The sequence below is a fragment of the Actinacidiphila glaucinigra genome (assembly GCF_035918135.1).
GTDB lineage: Bacteria > Actinomycetota > Actinomycetes > Streptomycetales > Streptomycetaceae > Actinacidiphila > Actinacidiphila glaucinigra.
On record NZ_CP109144.1, the window covers coordinates 2,031,090 to 2,050,933 of the forward strand.

16 protein-coding genes and 4 tRNA genes are annotated in these 19,844 nt (G+C 73.4%); 13 read left to right on the forward strand and 7 right to left on the reverse strand.

Annotation, left to right across the window (positions count from 1 at the left end; translation table 11 throughout):
• Nucleotides 1-2 precede the first annotated feature (2 nt).
• Together OIE69_RS09010 and OIE69_RS09015 are read left to right on the forward strand one after the other, a co-directional pair.
• Nucleotides 3-968 carry an acyl-ACP desaturase gene (locus OIE69_RS09010; protein ID WP_326571422.1) on the forward strand — a complete coding sequence of 322 codons (966 nt, stop codon included), beginning with the start codon at nucleotides 3-5 and terminating at the stop codon, nucleotides 966-968.
• 22 nt (nucleotides 969-990) lie between these two features.
• Nucleotides 991-1,212 (forward strand): hypothetical protein, encoded by a 222-nt coding sequence (locus tag OIE69_RS09015; RefSeq protein WP_326571423.1) that lies wholly within the window; start codon nucleotides 991-993, stop codon nucleotides 1,210-1,212.
• Nucleotides 1,213-1,476: 264 nt separating this feature from the next.
• Here the strand turns inward: OIE69_RS09015 and OIE69_RS09020 are convergent, their stop codons facing one another.
• A complete protein-coding gene (locus OIE69_RS09020; protein ID WP_326571424.1) occupies nucleotides 1,477-2,439 on the reverse strand; it encodes an AEC family transporter in 963 nt (320 codons plus the stop codon).
• 204 nt (nucleotides 2,440-2,643) lie between these two features.
• On the opposite strand from OIE69_RS09020, the gene OIE69_RS09025 reads away from it, so the two are divergent.
• Genes OIE69_RS09025 through OIE69_RS09070 form a run of 10 tightly spaced genes read left to right on the forward strand, consistent with a single transcriptional unit; the run spans nucleotide 2,644 to nucleotide 15,348 of the window.
• Complete coding sequence (locus OIE69_RS09025; RefSeq protein WP_326571425.1) at nucleotides 2,644-3,441, forward strand: TIGR03084 family metal-binding protein; 798 nt, start codon at nucleotides 2,644-2,646, stop codon at nucleotides 3,439-3,441.
• Between the two features lie 20 nt (nucleotides 3,442-3,461).
• Nucleotides 3,462-5,000 carry an acyl-CoA carboxylase subunit beta gene (locus OIE69_RS09030; protein ID WP_326581063.1) on the forward strand — a complete coding sequence of 513 codons (1,539 nt, stop codon included), beginning with the start codon at nucleotides 3,462-3,464 and terminating at the stop codon, nucleotides 4,998-5,000.
• 13 nt (nucleotides 5,001-5,013) lie between these two features.
• Nucleotides 5,014-6,906, forward strand: a complete 1,893-nt coding sequence (locus OIE69_RS09035; RefSeq protein WP_326571426.1) for an acetyl/propionyl/methylcrotonyl-CoA carboxylase subunit alpha — start codon at nucleotides 5,014-5,016, stop codon at nucleotides 6,904-6,906.
• Nucleotides 6,903-8,105 carry an acyl-CoA dehydrogenase family protein gene (locus tag OIE69_RS09040; protein ID WP_326571427.1) on the forward strand — a complete coding sequence of 401 codons (1,203 nt, stop codon included), beginning with the start codon at nucleotides 6,903-6,905 and terminating at the stop codon, nucleotides 8,103-8,105. The genes OIE69_RS09035 and OIE69_RS09040 overlap by 4 nt, the downstream gene beginning before the upstream one ends.
• Before the next feature lie 37 nt (nucleotides 8,106-8,142).
• A complete protein-coding gene (locus OIE69_RS09045) occupies nucleotides 8,143-9,732 on the forward strand; it encodes a 4-coumarate--CoA ligase family protein (RefSeq protein WP_326571428.1) in 1,590 nt (529 codons plus the stop codon).
• Nucleotides 9,732-10,481, forward strand: a complete 750-nt coding sequence (locus OIE69_RS09050) for an enoyl-CoA hydratase family protein (protein ID WP_326571429.1) — start codon at nucleotides 9,732-9,734, stop codon at nucleotides 10,479-10,481. Before OIE69_RS09045 ends, OIE69_RS09050 begins: the two co-directional genes overlap by 1 nt.
• The gene (locus OIE69_RS09055) at nucleotides 10,469-11,089 is read left to right on the forward strand and encodes a TetR/AcrR family transcriptional regulator (protein WP_326571430.1); all 621 of its coding nucleotides are present in this window, start codon (nucleotides 10,469-10,471) and stop codon (nucleotides 11,087-11,089) included. Before OIE69_RS09050 ends, OIE69_RS09055 begins: the two co-directional genes overlap by 13 nt.
• A gap of 37 nt (nucleotides 11,090-11,126) precedes the next feature.
• Nucleotides 11,127-12,182, forward strand: a complete 1,056-nt coding sequence (locus OIE69_RS09060) for a hypothetical protein (RefSeq protein WP_326571431.1) — start codon at nucleotides 11,127-11,129, stop codon at nucleotides 12,180-12,182.
• Complete coding sequence (locus OIE69_RS09065; RefSeq protein ID WP_326571432.1) at nucleotides 12,071-13,471, forward strand: DUF2201 family putative metallopeptidase; 1,401 nt, start codon at nucleotides 12,071-12,073, stop codon at nucleotides 13,469-13,471. The genes OIE69_RS09060 and OIE69_RS09065 overlap by 112 nt, the downstream gene beginning before the upstream one ends.
• Nucleotides 13,468-15,348 (forward strand): AAA family ATPase, encoded by a 1,881-nt coding sequence (locus tag OIE69_RS09070; RefSeq protein ID WP_326571433.1) that lies wholly within the window; start codon nucleotides 13,468-13,470, stop codon nucleotides 15,346-15,348. Before OIE69_RS09065 ends, OIE69_RS09070 begins: the two co-directional genes overlap by 4 nt.
• Here OIE69_RS09070 and OIE69_RS09075 read toward each other — a convergent pair whose 3' ends face one another.
• The 6 genes from OIE69_RS09075 to OIE69_RS09100 form a co-directional block, all read right to left on the reverse strand.
• Nucleotides 15,349-16,527, reverse strand: a complete 1,179-nt coding sequence (locus tag OIE69_RS09075; RefSeq protein WP_326571434.1) for a leucine-rich repeat domain-containing protein — start codon at nucleotides 16,525-16,527, stop codon at nucleotides 15,349-15,351.
• Between the two features lies 1 nt (nucleotide 16,528).
• Nucleotides 16,529-17,890 carry an SDR family NAD(P)-dependent oxidoreductase gene (locus OIE69_RS09080; protein WP_326571435.1) on the reverse strand — a complete coding sequence of 454 codons (1,362 nt, stop codon included), beginning with the start codon at nucleotides 17,888-17,890 and terminating at the stop codon, nucleotides 16,529-16,531.
• 30 nt (nucleotides 17,891-17,920) lie between these two features.
• Nucleotides 17,921-17,993, reverse strand: a tRNA-Ala gene (locus tag OIE69_RS09085).
• Between the two features lie 15 nt (nucleotides 17,994-18,008).
• Nucleotides 18,009-18,081: transfer RNA gene (locus OIE69_RS09090), tRNA-OTHER, on the reverse strand.
• 20 nt (nucleotides 18,082-18,101) lie between these two features.
• Nucleotides 18,102-18,173: transfer RNA gene (locus tag OIE69_RS09095), tRNA-Glu, on the reverse strand.
• 14 nt (nucleotides 18,174-18,187) lie between these two features.
• Nucleotides 18,188-18,260: transfer RNA gene (locus OIE69_RS09100), tRNA-Ser, on the reverse strand.
• A gap of 178 nt (nucleotides 18,261-18,438) precedes the next feature.
• Here OIE69_RS09100 and OIE69_RS09105 point away from each other — a divergent pair.
• Nucleotides 18,439-19,800: a M14 family metallopeptidase gene (locus OIE69_RS09105; protein WP_326571436.1), complete on the forward strand. Its 1,362-nt coding sequence runs from the start codon at nucleotides 18,439-18,441 to the stop codon at nucleotides 19,798-19,800.
• The last annotated feature ends 44 nt before the right edge of the window (nucleotides 19,801-19,844 follow it).

Sequence of the window (19,844 nt, forward strand, 5' to 3'; positions counted from 1 at the left end):
GCGTGACCATTGCCCCGTCCCAGAGTGCCGGTTCGGAAGCATGGAGTGACACCAGGCTGCTGTACGCCTTGGAAGAGGTCGTCGAGACCGAGATCAACCGCCACATAAAGGCGGCCAAGGAGTGGATGCCCCACGAGTACGTCCCGTGGAGTCAGGGCCGTGACTTCGACGGCCTGATGGGCGGCGAGGCCTGGGCGCCGGAGCAGTCCAAGGTGACGGAGATCGGCCGGATATCGCTGGTGGTCAATCTGCTCACCGAGGACAACCTGCCCAGCTACCACCACGAGATCGCCACCCTCTTCGGCCGGGACGGCGCCTGGGGCACCTGGGTGCACCGCTGGACCGCGGAGGAGGGCCGGCACGCCATAGTGATGCGCGACTACCTGCTCACCACGCGGGCCGTCGACCCGGTGGAGCTGGAGCGGCTGCGCATGCACCACATGTCGGAGGGCTTCGAGTCCGACAACGCGCACAGCATGCTGCACTCGGTGGCCTACGTGGCCTTCCAGGAGCTGGCCACCCGCATCTCGCACCGCAACACCGGCCGCGAGTCGGGCGACGCGATGTGCGAGCGCATGCTGGCGCGCATCGCGACCGACGAGAACCTGCACATGGTCTTCTACCGCAACCTGCTGGCGGCGGCGCTGCAACTGGCGCCGGACCAGACGATGCAGGCGATCCGCGACGTGGTCGTGGGTTTCCGCATGCCGGGGCACGGGATGCCCGGTTTCGAGCGCTCCGCGGCGCGGATCGCCATCGGCGGCATCTACAACCTCCGCATCCACCACGACGACGTACTCCAGCCCGTGCTGCGGCACCTGAAGGTGCTGGAGACCTCGGGGCTCAGCCCCGAGGGGCTGAAGGCGCAGGAGGAACTGGGCTTCTTCATGGGTGAGCTGGACAGCCAGGCCCGTAAGTTCGAGGAGCGCAGGGACGCCCTGCTGGCCCGTCGGGCCGCGCGCGCCTGACGGACCCGTCCTCTGCGGTGGGGTGCCTCCCCGGAGGCGCCCCACCGCCGCGGGCCGGCCGGCCCGCCACCGCGGCGACCTCGCCGCCCCTCCGGACCAGGCGCTCGCCGTCGTGCTCGAACTCGTGCCGCCTGACCTTGTCCATCCGCGGGTGGAAGCCCTCGGCGCGCGGGGCGGCGCCGACCCCGAGCAGACGCGCGTCCGGCGCGACCGCCGCCCCACCGACTGCCTCCAGTGCCGATGAACGGGCGGTCGACGAACAGCAGCCCGATCCCGAGATGGTCCGCGCGCTCGTTGAGCGCATGGAAGCCGACGGGCACCCCGCCCCGCTCCGCGACGGTGACGTGCCGGCAGACGATGTCCGCCGCCGTCGGCTTCGGCGTGACATCGGGGCGTCCGCCACGCGACCGCCCACCCAGTGCGACGTCGCACGGGCCGCGGCGTCACCGGTTTTCCGTGCTGGGCGCACGGGCGACGGGACGGGACGACCGCGGGCCGGCGACGGAGCCTACGCCGGCGCGGGGCCGAGGACCCAGGCCGCGACGGAGAGGGTCGCCATCGACAGCAACGTGGAGAGCATGACCGCGTCGCGGGCGAGGGCCGTGCTCAGGTCGTACTGGCGGGCGTAGATGAAGACGTTCTGGGCGCTCGGCAGCGCGGAGAGGACGACCACCGCGAAGAGCTGATGCGCCGGCAGGTGCAGGACGAGGCTGCCGACCGCGAACGCGGCCAGGGGCTGGACCAGGGTCTTGATGAGGACGGTGGCACCGACCTCCGCACGGAACGCCGCGCCGGTGGCGGGCGGGCGGCCGTGCAGCGACATGCCCAGGGTGAGCAACGCGGTCGGCACGCCGGCGCCGCCGAGCAGCCCGACCGAGTGACCGAGCGCGGCGGGGAGCCGCCAGCCGGCCGCGGAGACCGCGCAGCCGAGAACCGCGCCCAGGATGACCGGGGTCCGCAGCGGCACCAGGAGCAGGCGGGCGGCACCGCCGCCTTCGCGCCTCCGCCCGGCGCCGCCGCCGGTGCCCGCGTCGAGGACGGTGAGGATGACCGGGGTGACCAGCAGCACCTGGAAGAGCAGCACCGGGGCGACGAACGACGCGTCGCCGAGGATCTGCACCGCGACCGGGATGCCGAGGTTGGCGGAGTTGACGTACCCGGCCGCCATACCGCCGATCGCCTGGTCGGGCAGACGCCGCCCGAAGAACCACCGGCTGACGGCGAACCCGAGCAGGCACGCCAGAGCCGTGCCGGCCGCGAAGGCGATCATGGACGTGTTCACGAAGGCGTCCAGGGGCGTTCCGGCGATCATGGTGAACAGGGCGGCCGGCATGGCGACGTTGAAAACGAATCGCCCCAGCACGGACTCCGCATGAGGTCCCAGCAGTCCGGTTCGGCCGACCGCGTAACCCGCCGCACTGATGGCCCATATGGGGACGAATCCGGAGAGCAGCGGTGACAGGTCGTGCATGGGGCCTCGGGTTGTCCGGTGTGCCGTCGGGCGGAGCCGGTCCCGGGATCTCCGGGGCGGCCGGAGCAGTCAACCAGGCGGCGACCGGGCCGCCGCGCGAGGGGCCGTGCGGAAAATCATGCAAGCACGCTTGATTGTTTCCGGCCGTGGTGCCAGCCTGTGACGCGCACGGCTTCGCTGACGCTGCGTCATTCAGGGGGACCTTTGTCCGACCCCACACCCGTACTGGACGACCTCCGGGACGAGAGCGAGGGCCTGGACGCCCTGGTCGCCCCGCTCTCCGGGGACGCCTGGACGGCGCCGACGCCCGCCCCGGGCTGGACGATCGCCCACCAGATCGCCCATCTGGCCTGGACCGACCGGCAGTCCGTGCTGGCGGTCACCGACCCGGAGCGCTTCGGCTCCGTGGTGGAGAAGGCCGCCGCCGCGATCGACACCTTCGTCGACGAGGGCGCCGAGGAGGGCGCGGCTCTCCCGCCCGCCGAACTGCTCGCGCGCTGGCGCTCGGGGCGGGCGGAACTTCAGGCCGCGCTGCGGGCGCAGCCGCCCGGGACGCGCTTCCCCTGGTTCGGCCCGCCGATGAGCGTCGCGTCCATGGCCTCGGCCCGGCTCATGGAGAGCTGGGCGCACGGCGAGGACGTGGCGGACGCCCTGGGCGTACGGCGCGCGCCGACCGCGCGGCTGCGGCACGTGGCGCGGATCGCCGTACGGGCCCGCGACTACGCGTACTTCGTCAACGGCCGGACCCCGCCCGCCGAGGAGTTCCGGGTCGAGCTGACCGCCCCCGACGGCACGCTGTGGGCGTACGGCCCGCAGGACGCCGCGCAGCGCGTCACGGGCCCGGCGCTCGACCTGTGCCTGCTGGCGACCCGCCGCCGGCACCGTGCCGACCTGGCCGTGCGCGCCGAGGGCGCGGACGCCGACCGCTGGCTGGACATCGCCCAGGCGTTCGCGGGACCGCCGGGCGCGGGCCGCGAGCCGGGTGAGGGAGGAACGGCGTGAACACCGAGAACCGTACGACCATGCTGGAACGCCTGGCCGAGCTGGAGGCCGAGCACGGCAAGGCGCTCGCGGGCGGCGGCCCCAAGTACGTGGACCGGCACCGGGCACGCGGGAAGCTGACCGCGCGGGAGCGGGTGGAGCTGCTGCTGGACCCGGACAGCCCGTTCCTGGAGCTGTCGCCGCTCGCGGCCTGGGGCAGCGACTACCCGGTCGGCGCGTCGCTGGTGACCGGCATCGGCGTGATCGAGGGCACCGAGTGCGTGATCACCGCCAACGACCCCACGGTGCGCGGCGGGGCGAGCAACCCGTGGACGCTGAAGAAGGCCCTGCGGGCCAACGAGATCGCGCTCACCAACCGCCTCCCGCTGGTCAACCTCGTGGAGTCGGGCGGCGCGGACCTGCCCAGCCAGAAGGAGATCTTCATCCCGGGCGGCGCGCTCTTCCGCGACCTGACCCGGCTGTCGGCGGCCGGCATCCCCACCGTCGCCGTCGTGTTCGGCAACTCGACGGCCGGCGGCGCGTACGTCCCCGGGATGTCCGACCACGTGATCATGGTCAAGGAGCGCTCCAAGGTGTTCCTGGGCGGCCCGCCGCTGGTGAAGATGGCCACCGGCGAGGAGAGCGACGACGAGTCGCTGGGCGGGGCCGACATGCACGCCCGCGTCTCCGGGCTCGCGGACTACTTCGCGCTGGACGAGCCCGACGCGCTGCGCACCGCCCGGCGCGTGGTGGCCCGGCTCAACTGGCGCAAGCAGGGACCCGCCCCGGCCGCCCGCTACGACCCGCCGCGGTACGACGAGGACGAGCTGCTGGACATCGTCCCCGCCGATCTGAAGACCCCCTTCGACCCGCGGGACGTCATCGCGCGGGTCGTGGACGGCTCCGAGTTCGACGAGTTCAAGCCGCTGTACGGGCCGAGCCTGGCGACCGGCTGGGCGCGGGTGCACGGCTATCCCGTCGGGATCCTGGCCAACGCGCAGGGCGTGCTGTTCAGCGCCGAGTCGCAGAAGGCCGCGCAGTTCATCCAGCTCGCCAACCAGCGCGACATCCCGCTGCTGTTCCTGCACAACACCACCGGCTACATGGTGGGCCGGGAGTACGAGCAGGGCGGCATCATCAAGCACGGCGCCATGATGATCAACGCGGTGTCCAACTCGCGGGTTCCGCACATCTCGGTCCTCATGGGCGCGAGTTACGGCGCGGGGCACTACGGCATGTGCGGCCGGGCGTACGACCCGCGCTTCCTGTTCGCCTGGCCCGGCGCCAAGTCGGCCGTCATGGGCCCGGCGCAGCTCGCGGGCGTGCTGACGATCGTGGCGCGGCAGTCGGCGGCCGCCCGGGGCCTGCCCTTCGACGAGGAGGCCGCCGCCGGGCTGCGGGCGATGGTGGAGCAGCAGATCGAGTCCGAGTCCCTGCCGATGTTCCTGTCGGGGCGGCTGTACGACGACGGGGTGATCGACCCGCGCGACACCCGCACGGTGCTCGGCATGTGCCTGTCGGCGGTCCACAGCGCACCGGTCGAGGGCGCCCGCGGCGGCTTCGGCGTCTTCCGGATGTGAGGAGCACCTGACCGTGATCGCATCAGTGCTGGTGGCCAACCGCGGCGAGATCGCCCGCCGTGTCTTCCGCACCTGCCGCGACCTGGGCATCGCCACGGTCGCCGTCCACTCGGACGCGGACGCCGCCGCCCCGCACGTACGGGAGGCGGACGCCGCGGTGCGGCTGCCGGGGGACGCGCCCGCCGACACCTATCTGCGCGGCGACCTGATCGTGAAGGCCGCCCTCGCGGCCGGAGCGGACGCCGTGCACCCCGGCTACGGATTCCTTTCGGAGAACGCCGACTTCGCGCGGGCCGTGATCGCCGCGGGCCTGACCTGGATCGGGCCCGCGCCGGAGGCCATCGAGGCGATGGGCTCCAAGACCCGGGCCAAGCGGCTGATGGCCGAGGCCGGCGTCCCGGTGCTGGAGGCCGGCCCGGACGATCTGCCCGTGCTGGTCAAGGCGGCGGCGGGCGGCGGCGGGCGCGGCATGCGCGTCGTCCGGGAGGCGGCCGCGCTGGAGCAGGAGCTGGCCGCCGCCCGCGCGGAGGCGCTGTCCGCCTTCGGGGACGGCGAGGTGTTCCTGGAACCGTACGTCGAGGACGGCCGGCACATCGAGGTGCAGATCCTGGCGGACACCCACGGCACCGTGTGGACCCTGGGCGAGCGCGACTGCTCGGTGCAGCGCCGCCACCAGAAGGTGATCGAGGAGACCCCGGCGCCCGGCGTCGCCGACGAGCTGCGCCGGACGCTGCGCACGGCGGCCGAGGCGGCGGCGCGGGCCATCGGCTACGTCGGCGCGGGGACGGTGGAGTTCCTGGTCTCGCCCGACGGCCGGCCGTACTTCCTGGAGATGAACACCCGCCTCCAGGTGGAGCACCCGGTCACCGAGTGCGTCTTCGGCGTGGACCTCGTCGCGCTGCAACTGGAGGTCGCCGAGGGCGGGAGGCTCCCGGCCGCTCCCCCGGCCCCCTCCGGGCACGCGGTCGAGGCCCGGCTGTACGCGGAGGACCCGGCCCGCGACTGGCAGCCGCAGACCGGCGTCCTGCACCGCTTCCGGCTGCCGCAGGTGCCGGGACTGCGGGTGGACGCGGGCTTCGGCGACGGCGACCGGATCGGCGTGCACTACGACGCGATGCTCGCCAAGGTCGTCGCCCACGCCGCCACCCGCGCTCAGGCTCTCCGGCTGCTCGCGGGCGCCCTGGAGCGGGCCCGGGTGCACGGCCTGGTGACCAACCGCGAGCTGCTCGTACGGGTGCTGCGCGACCCGGACTTCGCCGCGGGGCGGCTGTCCACGGCCTTCCTGGACCGCCTCGGCCCGGCGCCCGCCGAGGACGGCGGCGCGGCGCGGCTGGCGGCCCTGGCCGCCGCGCTCGCCGACGCCTCGGGACGCCACCCGCTCGGCGGGTGGCGCAACGTGCCGTCGGCGCCGCAGTCCAAGACCTACCGCGCCGAGCCCGGCGGCGCGGAGTACGAGGTGCGCTACCGGCTCGGCCGCGACGGCCTGACCGCCGAGGGGCATCCGGACGTCCGTCTGCTGGAGCGGGCGCCGGAGCGGGTCGTGCTGGAGGTCGCCGGGGTGCGCCGCGCCTTCGAGATCGCGGTCTACGCGGACCAGGTGTGCGTCGACGGTCCCCTCGGCTCCCACCGCTTCACCGCGCTGCCGCGCTTCCCCGACCGCGTCGCACAGCTCGCGCCGGGCTCGCTGCTGGCGCCGATGCCGGGGACGGTGGTGCGCGTCGCGGACGTCGCCGTCGGCGACAAGGTGGCGGCAGGGCAGCCGCTGCTGTGGCTGGAGGCCATGAAGATGGAGCACCGCGTCGCCGCCCCGGCGGACGGTGTGCTCACCGCGCTGCACGCCGAGGCCGGCCGCCAGGTCGACGTCGGCGCCGTACTCGCCGTCGTTCAGGAGGAGGATTCCCCATGAGCGGTACGCCCGCTGTGAACGGACCGACAGGCACCTTCGACAACATCCTGCTGGAGAGCGAGGAGCGGCGTGCGCTGCGCAAGGCCGTCTCCGACCTGGGGCGCCGCTACGGGCGTTCCTACTTCCTCGACGCCGTGCGCGAGGGGCGGCACACCGACAAGCTGTGGCAGGAGGCCGGCGCGCTCGGCTACCTCGGCGTCAACCTGCCGGAGGAGCACGGCGGCGGGGGCGGCGGCCTCGCCGAGCTCTCCATCGTGCTGGAGGAACTGGGCGCCGCAGGCTGCCCGTTGCTGCTGCTCATCGTCTCCCCGGCGATCTGCGGCACGGTCATCGCGCGCTTCGGGACCGAGGAGCAGAAGCGCCGGTGGCTGCCCGGGCTCGCGGACGGCTCCCTCCGCATGGCGTTCGGCATCACCGAGCCCGACGCGGGCTCCAACTCGCACCGGCTGACCACCACGGCCCGCCGGGACGGCTCGGACTGGCTGCTCACGGGCCGCAAGGTCTTCGTCTCCGGCGTCGACATCGCCGACGCGACGCTCATCGTGGGCCGCACCGAGGACGCGCGCACGGGCAGGCTGAAGCCGTGCCTGTTCGTCGTGGAGCGCGAGACGCCCGGCTTCGAGTTCCGGCCGATCGACATGGAACTGTCCGCGCCGGAGAAGCAGTTCCACATCTACATGGACGACGTACGGCTGCCCGCCGACGCCCTCGTGGGCGACGAGGACGCGGGGCTGCTGCAGTTGTTCGCGGGACTCAACCCCGAACGCGTCATGACGGCCGCCTTCTCGATCGGCATGGGCCGCTTCGCGCTCGACGCCGCCGTGGGCTACGCCCGCACCCGGCAGGTGTGGAAGGCCCCCATCGGCTCGCACCAGGCCATCGCCCACCCGCTGGCACAGGCCCACATCGAGCTGGAACTGGCCCGGCTGATGATGCAGAAGGCCGCGTTCCTGTACGACGCCGGGGACGACACGGCGGCCGGCGAGGCCGCCAACATGGCGAAGTACGCGGCGGCCGAGGCGGGCGCGAAGGCCGTCGACCAGGCTGTGCACACCCTCGGCGGCAACGGCCTGACGGCCGAGTACGGGCTGGCCTCCCTCCTGACGGCCTCGCGCGTGGGTCGCATCGCGCCGGTCAGCCGGGAGATGATTCTCAACTACGTCTCGCACCACACGCTGGGTCTGCCCAAGTCCTACTGAGCACTGAGCACGTCCTACCGAGGAGGGGGGAACGGCCATGGCACAGCCGGCCGTGTTCCACAGCGAGTACCCCGCGGTTCCCGCCATCGACCTGCCGATCCACGAGGCCGTACTGGGCCACGCCGCCGAGTTCGGCGACCGGCCCGCGCTCGTCGACGGGGTGGAGGGCACGACGCTCACCTACGCGCAGCTCGACTCCTTCACCCGCCGCATCGCGGCGGCGCTGGCGGAGTCCGGCCTGCGCAAGGGCGACGTCCTCGCCCTGCACAGCCCCAACACCATCGCCTACCCGCCGGTCTTCTACGGCGCCACCCGCGCCGGCGCGGCCGTCACCACGGTGCATCCCCTCGCCACCGCCGAGGAGTTCGCGCGGCAGCTGCGGGACAGCGGCGCCTCGTGGATCGTCACCGTCTCACCGCTGCTGGAGACCGCCCGCAAGGCCGCCGAACAGGCGGGCGGCGTACGGGAGATCCTGGTCTGCGACAGCGCCGAGGGCCACCGTTCTGTCCTGGACCTGCTGGGCTCCACGGCCCCCGAGCCGGAGATCGCCTTCGACCCGGGCGAGGACGTGGCCGCGCTGCCGTACTCCTCGGGCACCACCGGTGTGCCCAAGGGCGTGATGCTGACCCACCGCAACATCGCCACCAACCTCGCCCAGCTGGACCCGACGCTGTCGATGGGACCCGGGCACCGCATCCTGGCTGTGCTCCCGTTCTTCCACATCTACGGGCTCACCGCGCTCATGAACGCCCCGCTGCGCAAGGGCGCCACGGTCGTGGTGCTGCCGCGCTTCGACCTGGAGCAGTTCCTGAAGGCGGTGGCGACCCACCGGGTGCAGGGGCTGTTCGTGGCCCCGCCGATCGTGCTGGCGCTCGCCAAGCACCCGGCGGTCGCCGCGCACGACCTGAGCTCGCTGGAGTACGTGCTGTGCTCGGCGGCGCCGCTCGACGCGGAGCTGGCCCAGGCCTGCTCCAAGCGGCTGGGGCTGCCGCCGATCCTGCAGGCGTACGGGATGACGGAACTCTCCCCCGGCACGCACGTGGTGCCGCTGGACGCGCGCGACGCGCCGCCCGGTGCGGTCGGCAAGCTGCTGCCCGGCACCGAGATGCGCATCGTCCCGCTCGGCGAGGACGCGGCCGCCGAGGGCGCCGAGGGCGCCGGGGAGATCCTCATCCGCGGCCCGCAGGTCATGAAGGGCTACCTGGGACGGCCCGAGGAGACCGCCGCCATGATCGACGAGGAGGGCTGGCTGCACACCGGCGACGTCGGCCGGGTGGACGCCGACGGGTGGCTCCACGTCGTCGACCGGGTCAAGGAGCTGATCAAGTACAAGGGCTACCAGGTGCCGCCCGCCGAGCTGGAGGCCGTGCTGCTCACCGACCCGCGGGTGGCCGACGCCGCGGTCATCGGCGTGCTGGACGGGGACGGCAACGAGATCCCCAAGGCGTACGTGGTGCCGCAGCAGGGGGCCTCCCTCACCGCCGACGACGTCATGGCGCACGTGGCCGCGCAGGTGGCCCCGTACAAGAAGGTGCGCCGGGTGGAGTTCACCGACGCGATACCGAGGGCCGCCAGCGGCAAGATCCTCCGGCGTGAGCTGCGCGCCCGGGAAAGGGGAACCGCCTGATGACCGACGACGCCGCGGCACCTTGCGTGCGGAGCGCGTACGACCGGGGGATCACCACGCTCACGCTGGACTCCCCGCACAACCGCAACGCGCTGTCCGCACGCATGGTCGACGAGCTGTCCGACGCGCTGGCCCACGCCGGCAAGGACCCGGCCACGCGGGCGGTGCTGCTCACGCACACCGGCGGCACCTTCTGCGCGGGCGCGGACCTGAAGGAGGCGGCGTCGCCGCAGGGGCCGCGGCGGCTCGTGGCGCTGCTGCGGGCGATCGTGGAACTGCCCAAGCCGGTCGTGGCGCATGTGACGGGCCATGTACGCGCGGGCGGACTCGGGCTGCTGGCGGCCTGTGACGTCCCGGTGGCGGGGCCGGAGGCGAGCTTCGCCTTCACCGAGGCGCGGCTCGGCCTCGCCCCCGCCGTCATCTCGCTGACGGTGCTGCCGCGCATGGACGCCCGGGCCGCCGCCCGCCACTACCTGACGGGGCAGGTCTTCGACACCGCGGAGGCCGTCCGTACCGGCCTGGTGGCGGCCCCGGAGGAGGCGCTGGACGGCATCCTCGCGGGGCTGCGGGCGGGGTCTCCGCAGGGGCTCGCCGAATCCAAGGCGCTGACGACGGCCGCCGTGCTGCGCGTCTTCGACCGCGACGCGCAGGCGCTGGTCGAGCGGTCGGCCCGGCTGTTCGGCTCGCCCGAGGCGGCGGAAGGCATGCGGGCCTTCCTCGAACGGCGGGCCGCGCCATGGGCGCTGTGAGCGCCACCGTCCGTACGCCCAAGCAGGACCGCAGCCGCGCCACCCGGCAGCGGCTGCTGGAGGCGGCCGTCGCCTGCCTGGCCGAACGCGGCTGGGCGGGCAGCACGGTGTCGGTGGTCGCGGAGCGGGCGGGGGTGTCGCGGGGCGCGGCGCAGCACCACTTCCCCACCCGCGAGGACCTGTTCACCGGGGCGATCGAGTTCGTCGCCGAGCAGTGGCTGGTCGCCCTGCGGGAGCACGCGCACGCCCTCCCCCGCGAGGGCGTGCCGCGCACGCACGCCGTGGTCGGCATGGTCGTCGACCTCTACACGGGGCCGATCTTCCGCGCGGCCCTGCACCTGTGGGTGGCGGCGGCGAACGAGGAGCAACTGCGGCCCCGGGTCACGGCGCTGGAGTCGCGCATCGGCCGGGAGGCGCACCGGCTCGCCGTGGAGATGCTCGGCGCGGACGAGTCGGTGACCGGGGTCCGGGAGACGGTGCAGGCCACCCTCGACATGGCGCGGGGGCTGGGTCTGGCGAACCTGCTGAGCGACGACGGCGCGCGCCGCGCGGGCATCGTGCGCGAGTGGTCGGCGGTCCTGGACGGGGTCCTGCGCCGCGGAATCTGAGTCGCCCCCTGTCCGTGGCGGGTGAGAAGATCCCGGCATGCTGAACGAGGCGGTGTCCGCCGGCGAACTGGGCTTCCTGCTGGGTCTCGTCGACCCGGAGTCCGCCGCGCGTGCGCGGAGCCGTACGGGGGTCCCGGAGGTGGATCCGGCGGCGGCCGCGAAGCCGCCGGAGCACGTACCGTGGGGCCCGTGGTGGCACGGCCTGCCGGTGTCGGTGCTCTGGTGGATGCTGCAGGAGGACGATCCCCGGGTCAACACGCTGGTGTACCACCACTGGCGTGCCGACGACCGTATGCGCTACGACATCATCAACGGTGTCCCGTACGGACCGGATCGCTCCCGCCGCCTGAAGGTTCCCGCGGACCTCTCGCACTATCCGGCGCCGGAGCTCGCGCAGCCGTCCGGCCCGGAGGCGCTGACCGCCGTGCTGCGTGCCGTCACCGGCATGTCCCAGGGCCGCGCCGCCGCGCTGTTGGTGGGCCGGGAGGACTGGGCGGCGGTGGCCGGGGCCGACCGCGAGCAACCGCTGCCCGGATACGCCCGCTGGGCGCTGGCGATCCGCCCCGACTGCCCGCCGGCGCTGCGCACGCAGTTCGGCACGCACCGCAAGTTCACCAACCGGCTCCGTGACGCGGGCGTCGTGGACGGCCCGGCGGTGTACGCGACCGGCACACGTCCGGCGCGCGACGTGCTGCGCGTCCTGGCCATGGGCCGCTGGGCGTTCCCGCTGCGGCTGGCGGAGGCGGCCGAGGCGCTGCGGCCGCTGGTGCGCGCGGAACTGGGCGGGAACACCGAGGCGTGGGCGGTGCTGACGCAGCTCCTGCCGACGTTCACGGGCACGCTGCCGGAACTCGCCACGACGGCGGGGGCGATCGCGGGAAGCGCCGGGGAGACGGCCGAAGGCCCGTTGTCAGTGGCCTCTGGTAACACTGAGTCACCGGGGAGGCCGGAGGAGTCGGGGCACGAAATCGGGGGGCGGACATGGGATTCGACGAGCGGACACGACGACCCGTGGTCGACCTCGCCGACCGACGGGCGCTGGAGCGCTGGCGTCCGGCGGATCCGGACGTCGTGGCGGAGGCGGAGCGGCTGAAGGAGGCCGCGCTGCTCGACTTCGGGCTGACCGAGTCGGCGGTCGCGTCGTGGCTGTACGCGAAGTGCCCGCACCAGATCCCGACCACGGCCGTGGACACCGCGGCGGTGGTGGCCTCGGGGGACGGCTCGGTGCTCCTGCTGTACAACCCCGGGTTCTTCGTCGACCTGGGGCTTGACGGGGTCAAGTTCGTCCTCTTCCACGAGGCCCGGCACGTGGTGCACCGGCATCTGCTGGCGGAGCCCGTGCTGCGCGAGGACCCGGTCTTCTCCACCGCGGCGGAGGTGGCGATCAACCATGTGGCGCTGGTCCGGCTGCGGCGGGACGCGCTGCCCCAGCGGGACGGACGGCCGACGGGAGTCGATCCGCGCGAGGTCCACGCCGCCTACGAGCGGGATCTGACGGAGCAGGGGCTCTCACCGCTGCCCTACGAGGAGTTCGTCGAGACCGACATGGGCGTCTACACCGAGCTCAAGCGGATGAAGCACCCGCCGGTGCCCCCGACGTCCCTGTGCGTCCACCTCGAGGGGGGCGGCGTGCCGGGCGACCAGGGGACGGTCGACGCCCTGGTCTCCTCGTCCCTGCTGAACTCGCTGCTGGCCGCGCGCCGCGGGCACACCGGTGCCGAGCGGGAACTGCTGGACCTCATGGGCCGCACCGAGGGCGCCTCGGAGCGCACGGCCCGGCTGTGGGGACAGCTGGGCGCCGGGGCGCTGCGCGGCGAGACCGTCAGGACCCGGCGGGTGGACTGGTGGCAGCGGTGGCTGGTCGACGTGGTCGCCTCGAAGCTGCGGGAAGGCGAGCGGCTGGTCTACCCGAAGAAGCGGGGTGCGCTGCTGGCGGCGCTCGGCCACGACCCGATGCTGTCGCGGCGCGGTCCGGTCCGCGACAAGGTGCTGGTCATCGCCTACGACACCTCGGGGTCCATGCCGGGTTCCGTCATCACCTGGCTGACCGAGCTCGTCGGGCGGATCGACGGCGTGGAGGCCCACTGGCTCTCCTTCGACGGCGTCGTGATGCCCTTCGTCCCCGGCGAGCGGGTGTACGGCGGCGGGGGCACGAGCTTCCAGGCCGTGGCCGACTACGTCGAGGGGCGTACGGAGGTCAAGGGACGGCGCTTCGAGGAGCGCCCCGACGCGGTGATCGTGCTCACCGACGGCTACGCCCCGCACATCACGCCGCAGGAGCCCGACACGTGGATATGGCTGATCACCGAGGGCGGCGACGACTGGCCCGACGCCCACACCCCGCCCATGGCCTGCCACCGCGTGACGACGGGAGCAAGATGACCAGCACCGCGACGACGACCGCGGCGACCACCGCGGCGACCACCACGGCCGGCCCCCGGCCCTGGCGGGCCAACGCCACCTATCCACGGCCGCCCGAGGGCCGCCCGGAGGCCTCCCGGCTGGAGTCGTTCATCGACGCGATGATCGACATGGGGCAGACGGGACAGGTCTTCGGTGAGCACGGCATCGGCAAGACCTCGACGTTCTTCTCGCACGTCGCCGAGGCCCACCCGGATGCCGAACTGGTCTACGTGCCGGCCGCCAACCTCACCCCGGACGACCTCCTGGTGAACGCGCCGGTCCGCGATCCGCACACGGACGAACTGGTGCTGCGTCAGCTGGTGATGAGCGGGCTGCGGCCGGGGCGCCCGTTCGTGCTGCTCATCGACGACTCGCTGCAGGCCGGCGAGACGATCCAGTCGCAGCTGATGCAGGTCGCCTGCAACTGGACGCTCGGCGAGTACGACCTGCGGGAGCTGGGCTGCATCGGGGTGTTCCTCAGCGACAACGAGTCGCTGTCGGAGACGGCCGCCCGGCGCGGCGACCTGGCCGTCCTCGACCGCATGGTCACGGTGCGGGTCACCGCCAACGACACGGCCTGGCGGCGGAAGCTCGCCGAGAAGTACCGGGACTGGGACCTGAACGGGGTCTTCGCCCTGTGGGCCTCGCTCGGCCCGGCGGTACGCGAGCTGCTCTCCCCGCGCACCCTCGACCATGTCCTCGCCAACGCTCGGGAGGGGTTCCCGCTGCGCTGGGGGCTGCCGCTGGTCAACGGCGAGCGGCTGCGGCTGGCGGAGCCCCGGCCGGACGGCGGCCCCGGGCAGGACCGGACGCCGGAGATCCTGGACCGGATCGCGGCGGAGCTCGGTGTGCCCAACCCGGCGACGGTGCCGGACCCGGTGCGCTCGGTGGTGCGGGCGGCGCTGCGCAACCGGTGGACGGTGCTGCTCCAGGGACCTCCCGGCTGCGGCAAGACCGAGGTGGTGCGCGAGACGCTGCGCGAGGACCTCGGCCGTGACCCGCTGTACTTCTCCCTGCCGGTCACCAACGTCGAGGACCTGTGCGCGCCCGTCCCGGACCGGGACGGCTCTCTGGACACCCTGCTGGCACAGAAGTTCACCGGGAGCGAGCCGAAGGCGATCGTCTGGGACGAGTACAACCGGCCCAAGGACAAGGCCGCGTTCGCCAAGCTGATGGAGATCACTCAGGAGTGGTCGCTGGCGGGGCGCCGGATCGAGAACCTGCGCGCCCAGATAGCGGTGCAGAACCCGCCGTACCATCTGGGCCGCCGGCTGATGGTGTCACGCAACAACATCGCGCAGGCGACCCGCTTCACGGCCTCGCTCACGGTCGAGCCGGGCGACATCCCGGCCAACGAGTGGCTGATCGCGCGGTACGGCGCTCTCGCCGAGACGGTGCTGGAGTGGTGGAAGCACGACATCGACGAGGACGGCCGCGCCTGGATCACCAAGCGCACCATCGAGCGGCTGATCAAGCTCCACCAGCGCGGTCTGCCGCTGCAGATGGCCACGGTCTACCTCGGCGACGGCGAGTACGCCCCGGTGCCGCTGACCGCGCTCGTCGACCGGCTCACGAACCGCTCGGTGACCGGGCTGCGCGAGCTGGCCCGGGACGTGGACGCGTGGGAGGCACGGCTGCGACGTGCCCGGGAGGAGTCCGGGGAGGGCAACGACGAGAGCGACATCGTCCACCAGGTGCTCGCCAACGCGGAGCTGTCCCAGCTCAAGCGGCACCGCAAGGCGGTCGCCCGGCTGGTGGCGCTGCTGCCGCCCAAGTTGCGCTCCACCTACCTGGTGGGCGCCTCGGAGCAGGCACAGCGCTTCTGGATCGAGACCTTCGCCCGTATGCCCCGCTGATCAGCGTGGGGTGCGGTGGACGCTGCGCACGGCGGCCACGTCCGGCGGCAGGGCCGGCGGCGGCAGGTGCGCGCTGAGCGCGTCGAGCCGCCGACGGACGCTGGTCGCGACGCCCTTGCCGAGGACGTAGCGGGTCGCGGTCGCCGCCGCCGGTGCGGCGTCGAGCAGACGGTGCGCCTCCCGGCTGCGCATTCCGGTGTGGGCCAGTACGAGATGGGTCAGCCGGTGCGGCGCCGAGCCCAGGGCCGCGGCCATCTCGGTGGCCGCCTCGGTGTCGACCCGGTTGTCCGCGGCGTCCAGGACCCGGGCGGCCTTGACCCGCCCGAGGTCGAGGAGTTCCACTCCGGCGGCCGTCGCGGCGGCGACCAGGCGGGCGCAGGCCGCCGGCCCGATGCCGTTGCTGGCCACCGAGAGCCGGGTGAGCCGGCCGTACGGCGCCCGGGCGAGGGCCTCGGCGAGCAGGAGGGCGCCCGCGTCGCCGAGTCGGGCTGCCGATACGTACAGTTCGGCGACCGCTCCCGTTGTGAGGAGGGTCGTCAGGCAGGCCGCGCCGGCCGTGCCGAGGGCGTTGCCGCCGACGAACAGCCGCTCCACGGCCCGTCCCGAGCGGGCGGCGACGACGAGCGCGTCGGCCAGCACGGCGAGGCCCGCAGGGTCGAGTCCGGTCTGCACCAGGTCCAGGGTGCGCAGCGACCGTGCCGCCTCAACGAGTCCGGCGCCGGCCTCACCCGCGCCGCCGCCGAGCGGGTTGCGCTTCAGCCAGACCCCGGTGACGGCCTGGGGCGAGGCCCGCAGATTGTCGGCGATGCGGCAGGCGCCGCCCGCCGTGATGCCGTTGCAGCCCAGGTAGAGCGTCTCGACACCGGTGCCCTGGGTGCGTTCGGCGACGGCGGCGGCACCCGAGTCGCCCAGCCCGTCGGTGCCGAGCAGCAGGTGGCGTACGGCACCGGTGGCGGGTGCCTGGCGCAGGGCCTCGGCGACGGCTGCCGCCCCCTCCGGGCCCAGTGCCTGTTTGCACAGGTCGAGGCGCCCGTCGGGCAGCGCGGTCCCGGCCGGGAAGTCCCGGCGTTCGGCCGCGCCCTCTCCGCCTCGCAGCCAGTCCAGCAGCGGTTCGAGGTCGGCGCGCGGGCGCGGCACGACCGCGGGGACACCCGCGTGGGGCGGCCGGTCGTCCGTCATGTCACCACTCGGCTTCCCGGTAGTCCTTGAGGAAGACGCCGGAGACCGGGTGCCCGGCCTCTCCGCGCACGATCGGGTCGTAGACCCGGGCCGCGCCGTCCACGATGTCCAGAGGGGTGCGGAAGCCCTGGCCGGCCAGCCGGTTCTTCTTCGGCAGCGGGTTCTCGTCGGTGATCCAGCCGGTGTCGACGCTGCACATGTGGACGCCCTGCGCCGCGAGCGCGGGCCCGCTGGTGCGGGTCAGCATGTTGAGGGCGGCCTTGGCCATGTTGGTGTGCGGATGGCCGGCGGTCTTGTTGCGCACCGCGAAGCGGCCCTCGACGGCGGTGACGTTGACGATGTAGCGGCGCGGCCGCGGCGAGGCGAGCAGCAGGGGCAGCAGGCGGTCGCAGAGCAGCGCGGGGGCGAGGGAGTTGACGAGCTGGGTCTCCAGCACCTCGGCCGGGTCGAGGCCGCCGAGCTCCGCCGACCAGGAGTTCTCGGGGGCGGTGTCGGGCAGCAGCCCGGCCTCGTCGGTCTCGGCCAGCGAGAGTTCGGCGGTGGGCCCGGCCGCGGCCGGCAGCGCGTGGACGGTTCCGAAGCCGGGGGCGGTGAGTATCGCCCCGGCCCGCGGCCCGGCGGGCAGCGGCGCGCGTTCGCCCGCGGTGAGGGCCGCGTACGACTCGGGGGGCCGCCGGACGGTCTGGGCCGCGTTGTTGACCAGGATGTCGAGCGGCTCACCGGTCTCGCGGAGCCGTTCGCACAGGCCGACGACCTGGCGGGGGTCGCGCAGGTCGACGGCGACGACGGTGAGCCGGTCGAGCCACCGCTCGCTGCCGGGCGCCTCGGTGAAGCGGCGCAGCGTGTCCTGTGGGAAGCGGCTGGTGACCAGGAGTTCGGCGCCGTCCCGCAGCATCATCAGGGCCAACTGGAAGCCGATCTTGACGCGACCGCCGGTCAGCAGCGCACGCCGGCCGGTGAGGTCGGTACGGGCCCGCCTGCGCGTGGTGTTGTCCACGGCGCAGTCGGGGCAGAGCAGGTGGTAGAAGGCGTCCGCCCGCCGGTAGGGGGACTTGCAGACGTAGCAGCGGCGGGGCCTGGCGAACTCCCCCGCGGCGCCGCCCGCCGGGGTCTCGTCGAGGGGTGCATCCTCGCGGCGTTCCCGCGCACCGGTCGCGGTGGCCGCCACGACCTCCGCGTCCGCGGTGGCGCGGTCCTCACGCCGGGTCTTCCTGCGCCGCAGCCGTCCGTCACGCGCGAAGGAGGCGGCCACCTGCTCGGCGCGCAGCCGTACCGGGTCGTCCACGGGCAGTTCGCGCAGCCTGCCGACCACCGCGTCGAAGGCCGCGAGTTCCGCCTCCGTGATGCCGCCCGTGTCCCCCACTGCCCCTGCCCGTCCTCCGGCCCCGTCCGGTGGGTCCGGCCGGATTCGAACCGGCGTATCCGCCTTGCCGAGGCGGCGGCGCCTGCCTCTGCGCTACGGACCCATGTGCCCCCGGCTGCCCGGACGGCCGGATTCGAACCGGCGTGATCCCTCCTTGAGGGGAGGGGCGCCTGCCTCTGCGCTACATCCGGGCATTGCGATGATCCTATCGGGGGCCCGGCCGGATTCGAACCGGCGTATCCGCCTTGAGAGGGCGGCGGGTCTGCCTCTGCCCTACGGGCCCGTGTGCCTGCGCTGCCCGGACGGCCGGATTCGAACCGGCGTGATTCGCCTGAGCAAGGCGGTGCGCCTGCCTCTGCGCTACGCCCGGGCATCGGCCCGATCGTACCGGCACCGCAGAACCCGCCGCAGGCAGGGCCCATCGGCCAATGCAGCGGTGGATTCCGGGCGTTCACCATCGAAGCAGGCATTCCATATTGACGCGATCATGCCATGCTCGCACGATCGGTTCGAACTCCTGCGCCACCCCCACACCCAGGAGGACGACCATGCGCATCCCCCGGACCGGCAGACGGGCGACGGTCACCGCCGCGCTGCTCGCCTGCGCCCTCGCCACCTCGCTCGCCGTACAGGCCGACGCCTCGCCGTCCACCGCGGGCGGCCGTCCCGTCGCTGCCGCCGCCGACGAAGTCGTCCGGCAGTACGAGGTGGCCGGCACCGGCACCGTCGCCGCCCGTACGGCGCTCGCCGCCCACGGTGTGTCGATCGACGCGGCGCGCAGCCATTCCACCGTCGTCACCGCGAACGCCGTCCAGGCCGCCGCGCTGCGCTCCGCGGGCTACCGCCTCACCGCACTCCCCGCCCCGCCCGCGGCGAGCGCCGTCGGCCGCGGCGCCGAAGGCGACGCCTCGCTGCTGGACTTCCCCGGCTCCGACTCCGGCTACCACAACTACGCGGAGATGACCGCGGACATCAACGCCCTGGTCGCCGCGCACCCCGCCATCATGCGGCAGCAGGTCATCGGGACCTCCTACAGCGGACGGAACATCGTCGCCGTCAAGATCAGCGACAACGTGGGCACCGACGAGGCCGAGCCCGAGGTCCTCTTCACCCACCACCAGCACGCCCGTGAGCACCTCACCGTCGAGATGGCGCTCTACCTGCTGCACCAGTTCGGCGACGGCTACGCGACCGACAGCCGCATCGCCGGGATCGTCGACTCCCGCGAGATCTGGATCATCCCGGACCTCAACCCGGACGGCGGCGAGTACGACATAGCGAGCGGCTCCTACCGCAGCTGGCGCAAGAACCGCCAGCCCAACTCCGGCTCCTCGGCCGTGGGCACCGACCTCAACCGCAACTGGAACTACCGCTGGGGCTGCTGCGGCGGCTCCTCGGGCACCAAGTCGAGCGAGACCTACCGGGGCGCGTCCGCCGAGTCCGCACCCGAGGTCAGGCTCGTCGCGGACTTCGTACGCGGCCGGGTCGTCGGCGGCAGGCAGCAGATCACCGCGGGCATCGACTTCCACACCTACAGTCAGCTCGTGCTGTGGCCCTTCGGCTACACCACCGCGAACACCACCACCGGCATGACGGCCGACCAGTACAACACCTTCGCCACCTTCGGCCGCACCATGGCGGCCACCAACGGCTACACCCCCGAGCAGTCCAGCGACCTCTACATCACCGACGGGTCGATCATCGACTGGCTCTGGGCGAACCAAGGGGTCTGGGCGTACACCTTCGAGATGTACCCCGGCCCGAACGGCTCCTCGGGCTTCTACCCGCCCGACGAGGTGATCCCCGCCCAGACCGGCCGCAACCGCGAGGCGGTGCTGCTGCTCCTGGAGAACGCGGACTGCATGTACCGCGCCATCGGCAAGCAGGCGCAGTACTGCTCGTCAACTTGACCCGGCCCTGAAGGACCTGGCTTGCAGGTAGGTACACGACTGGC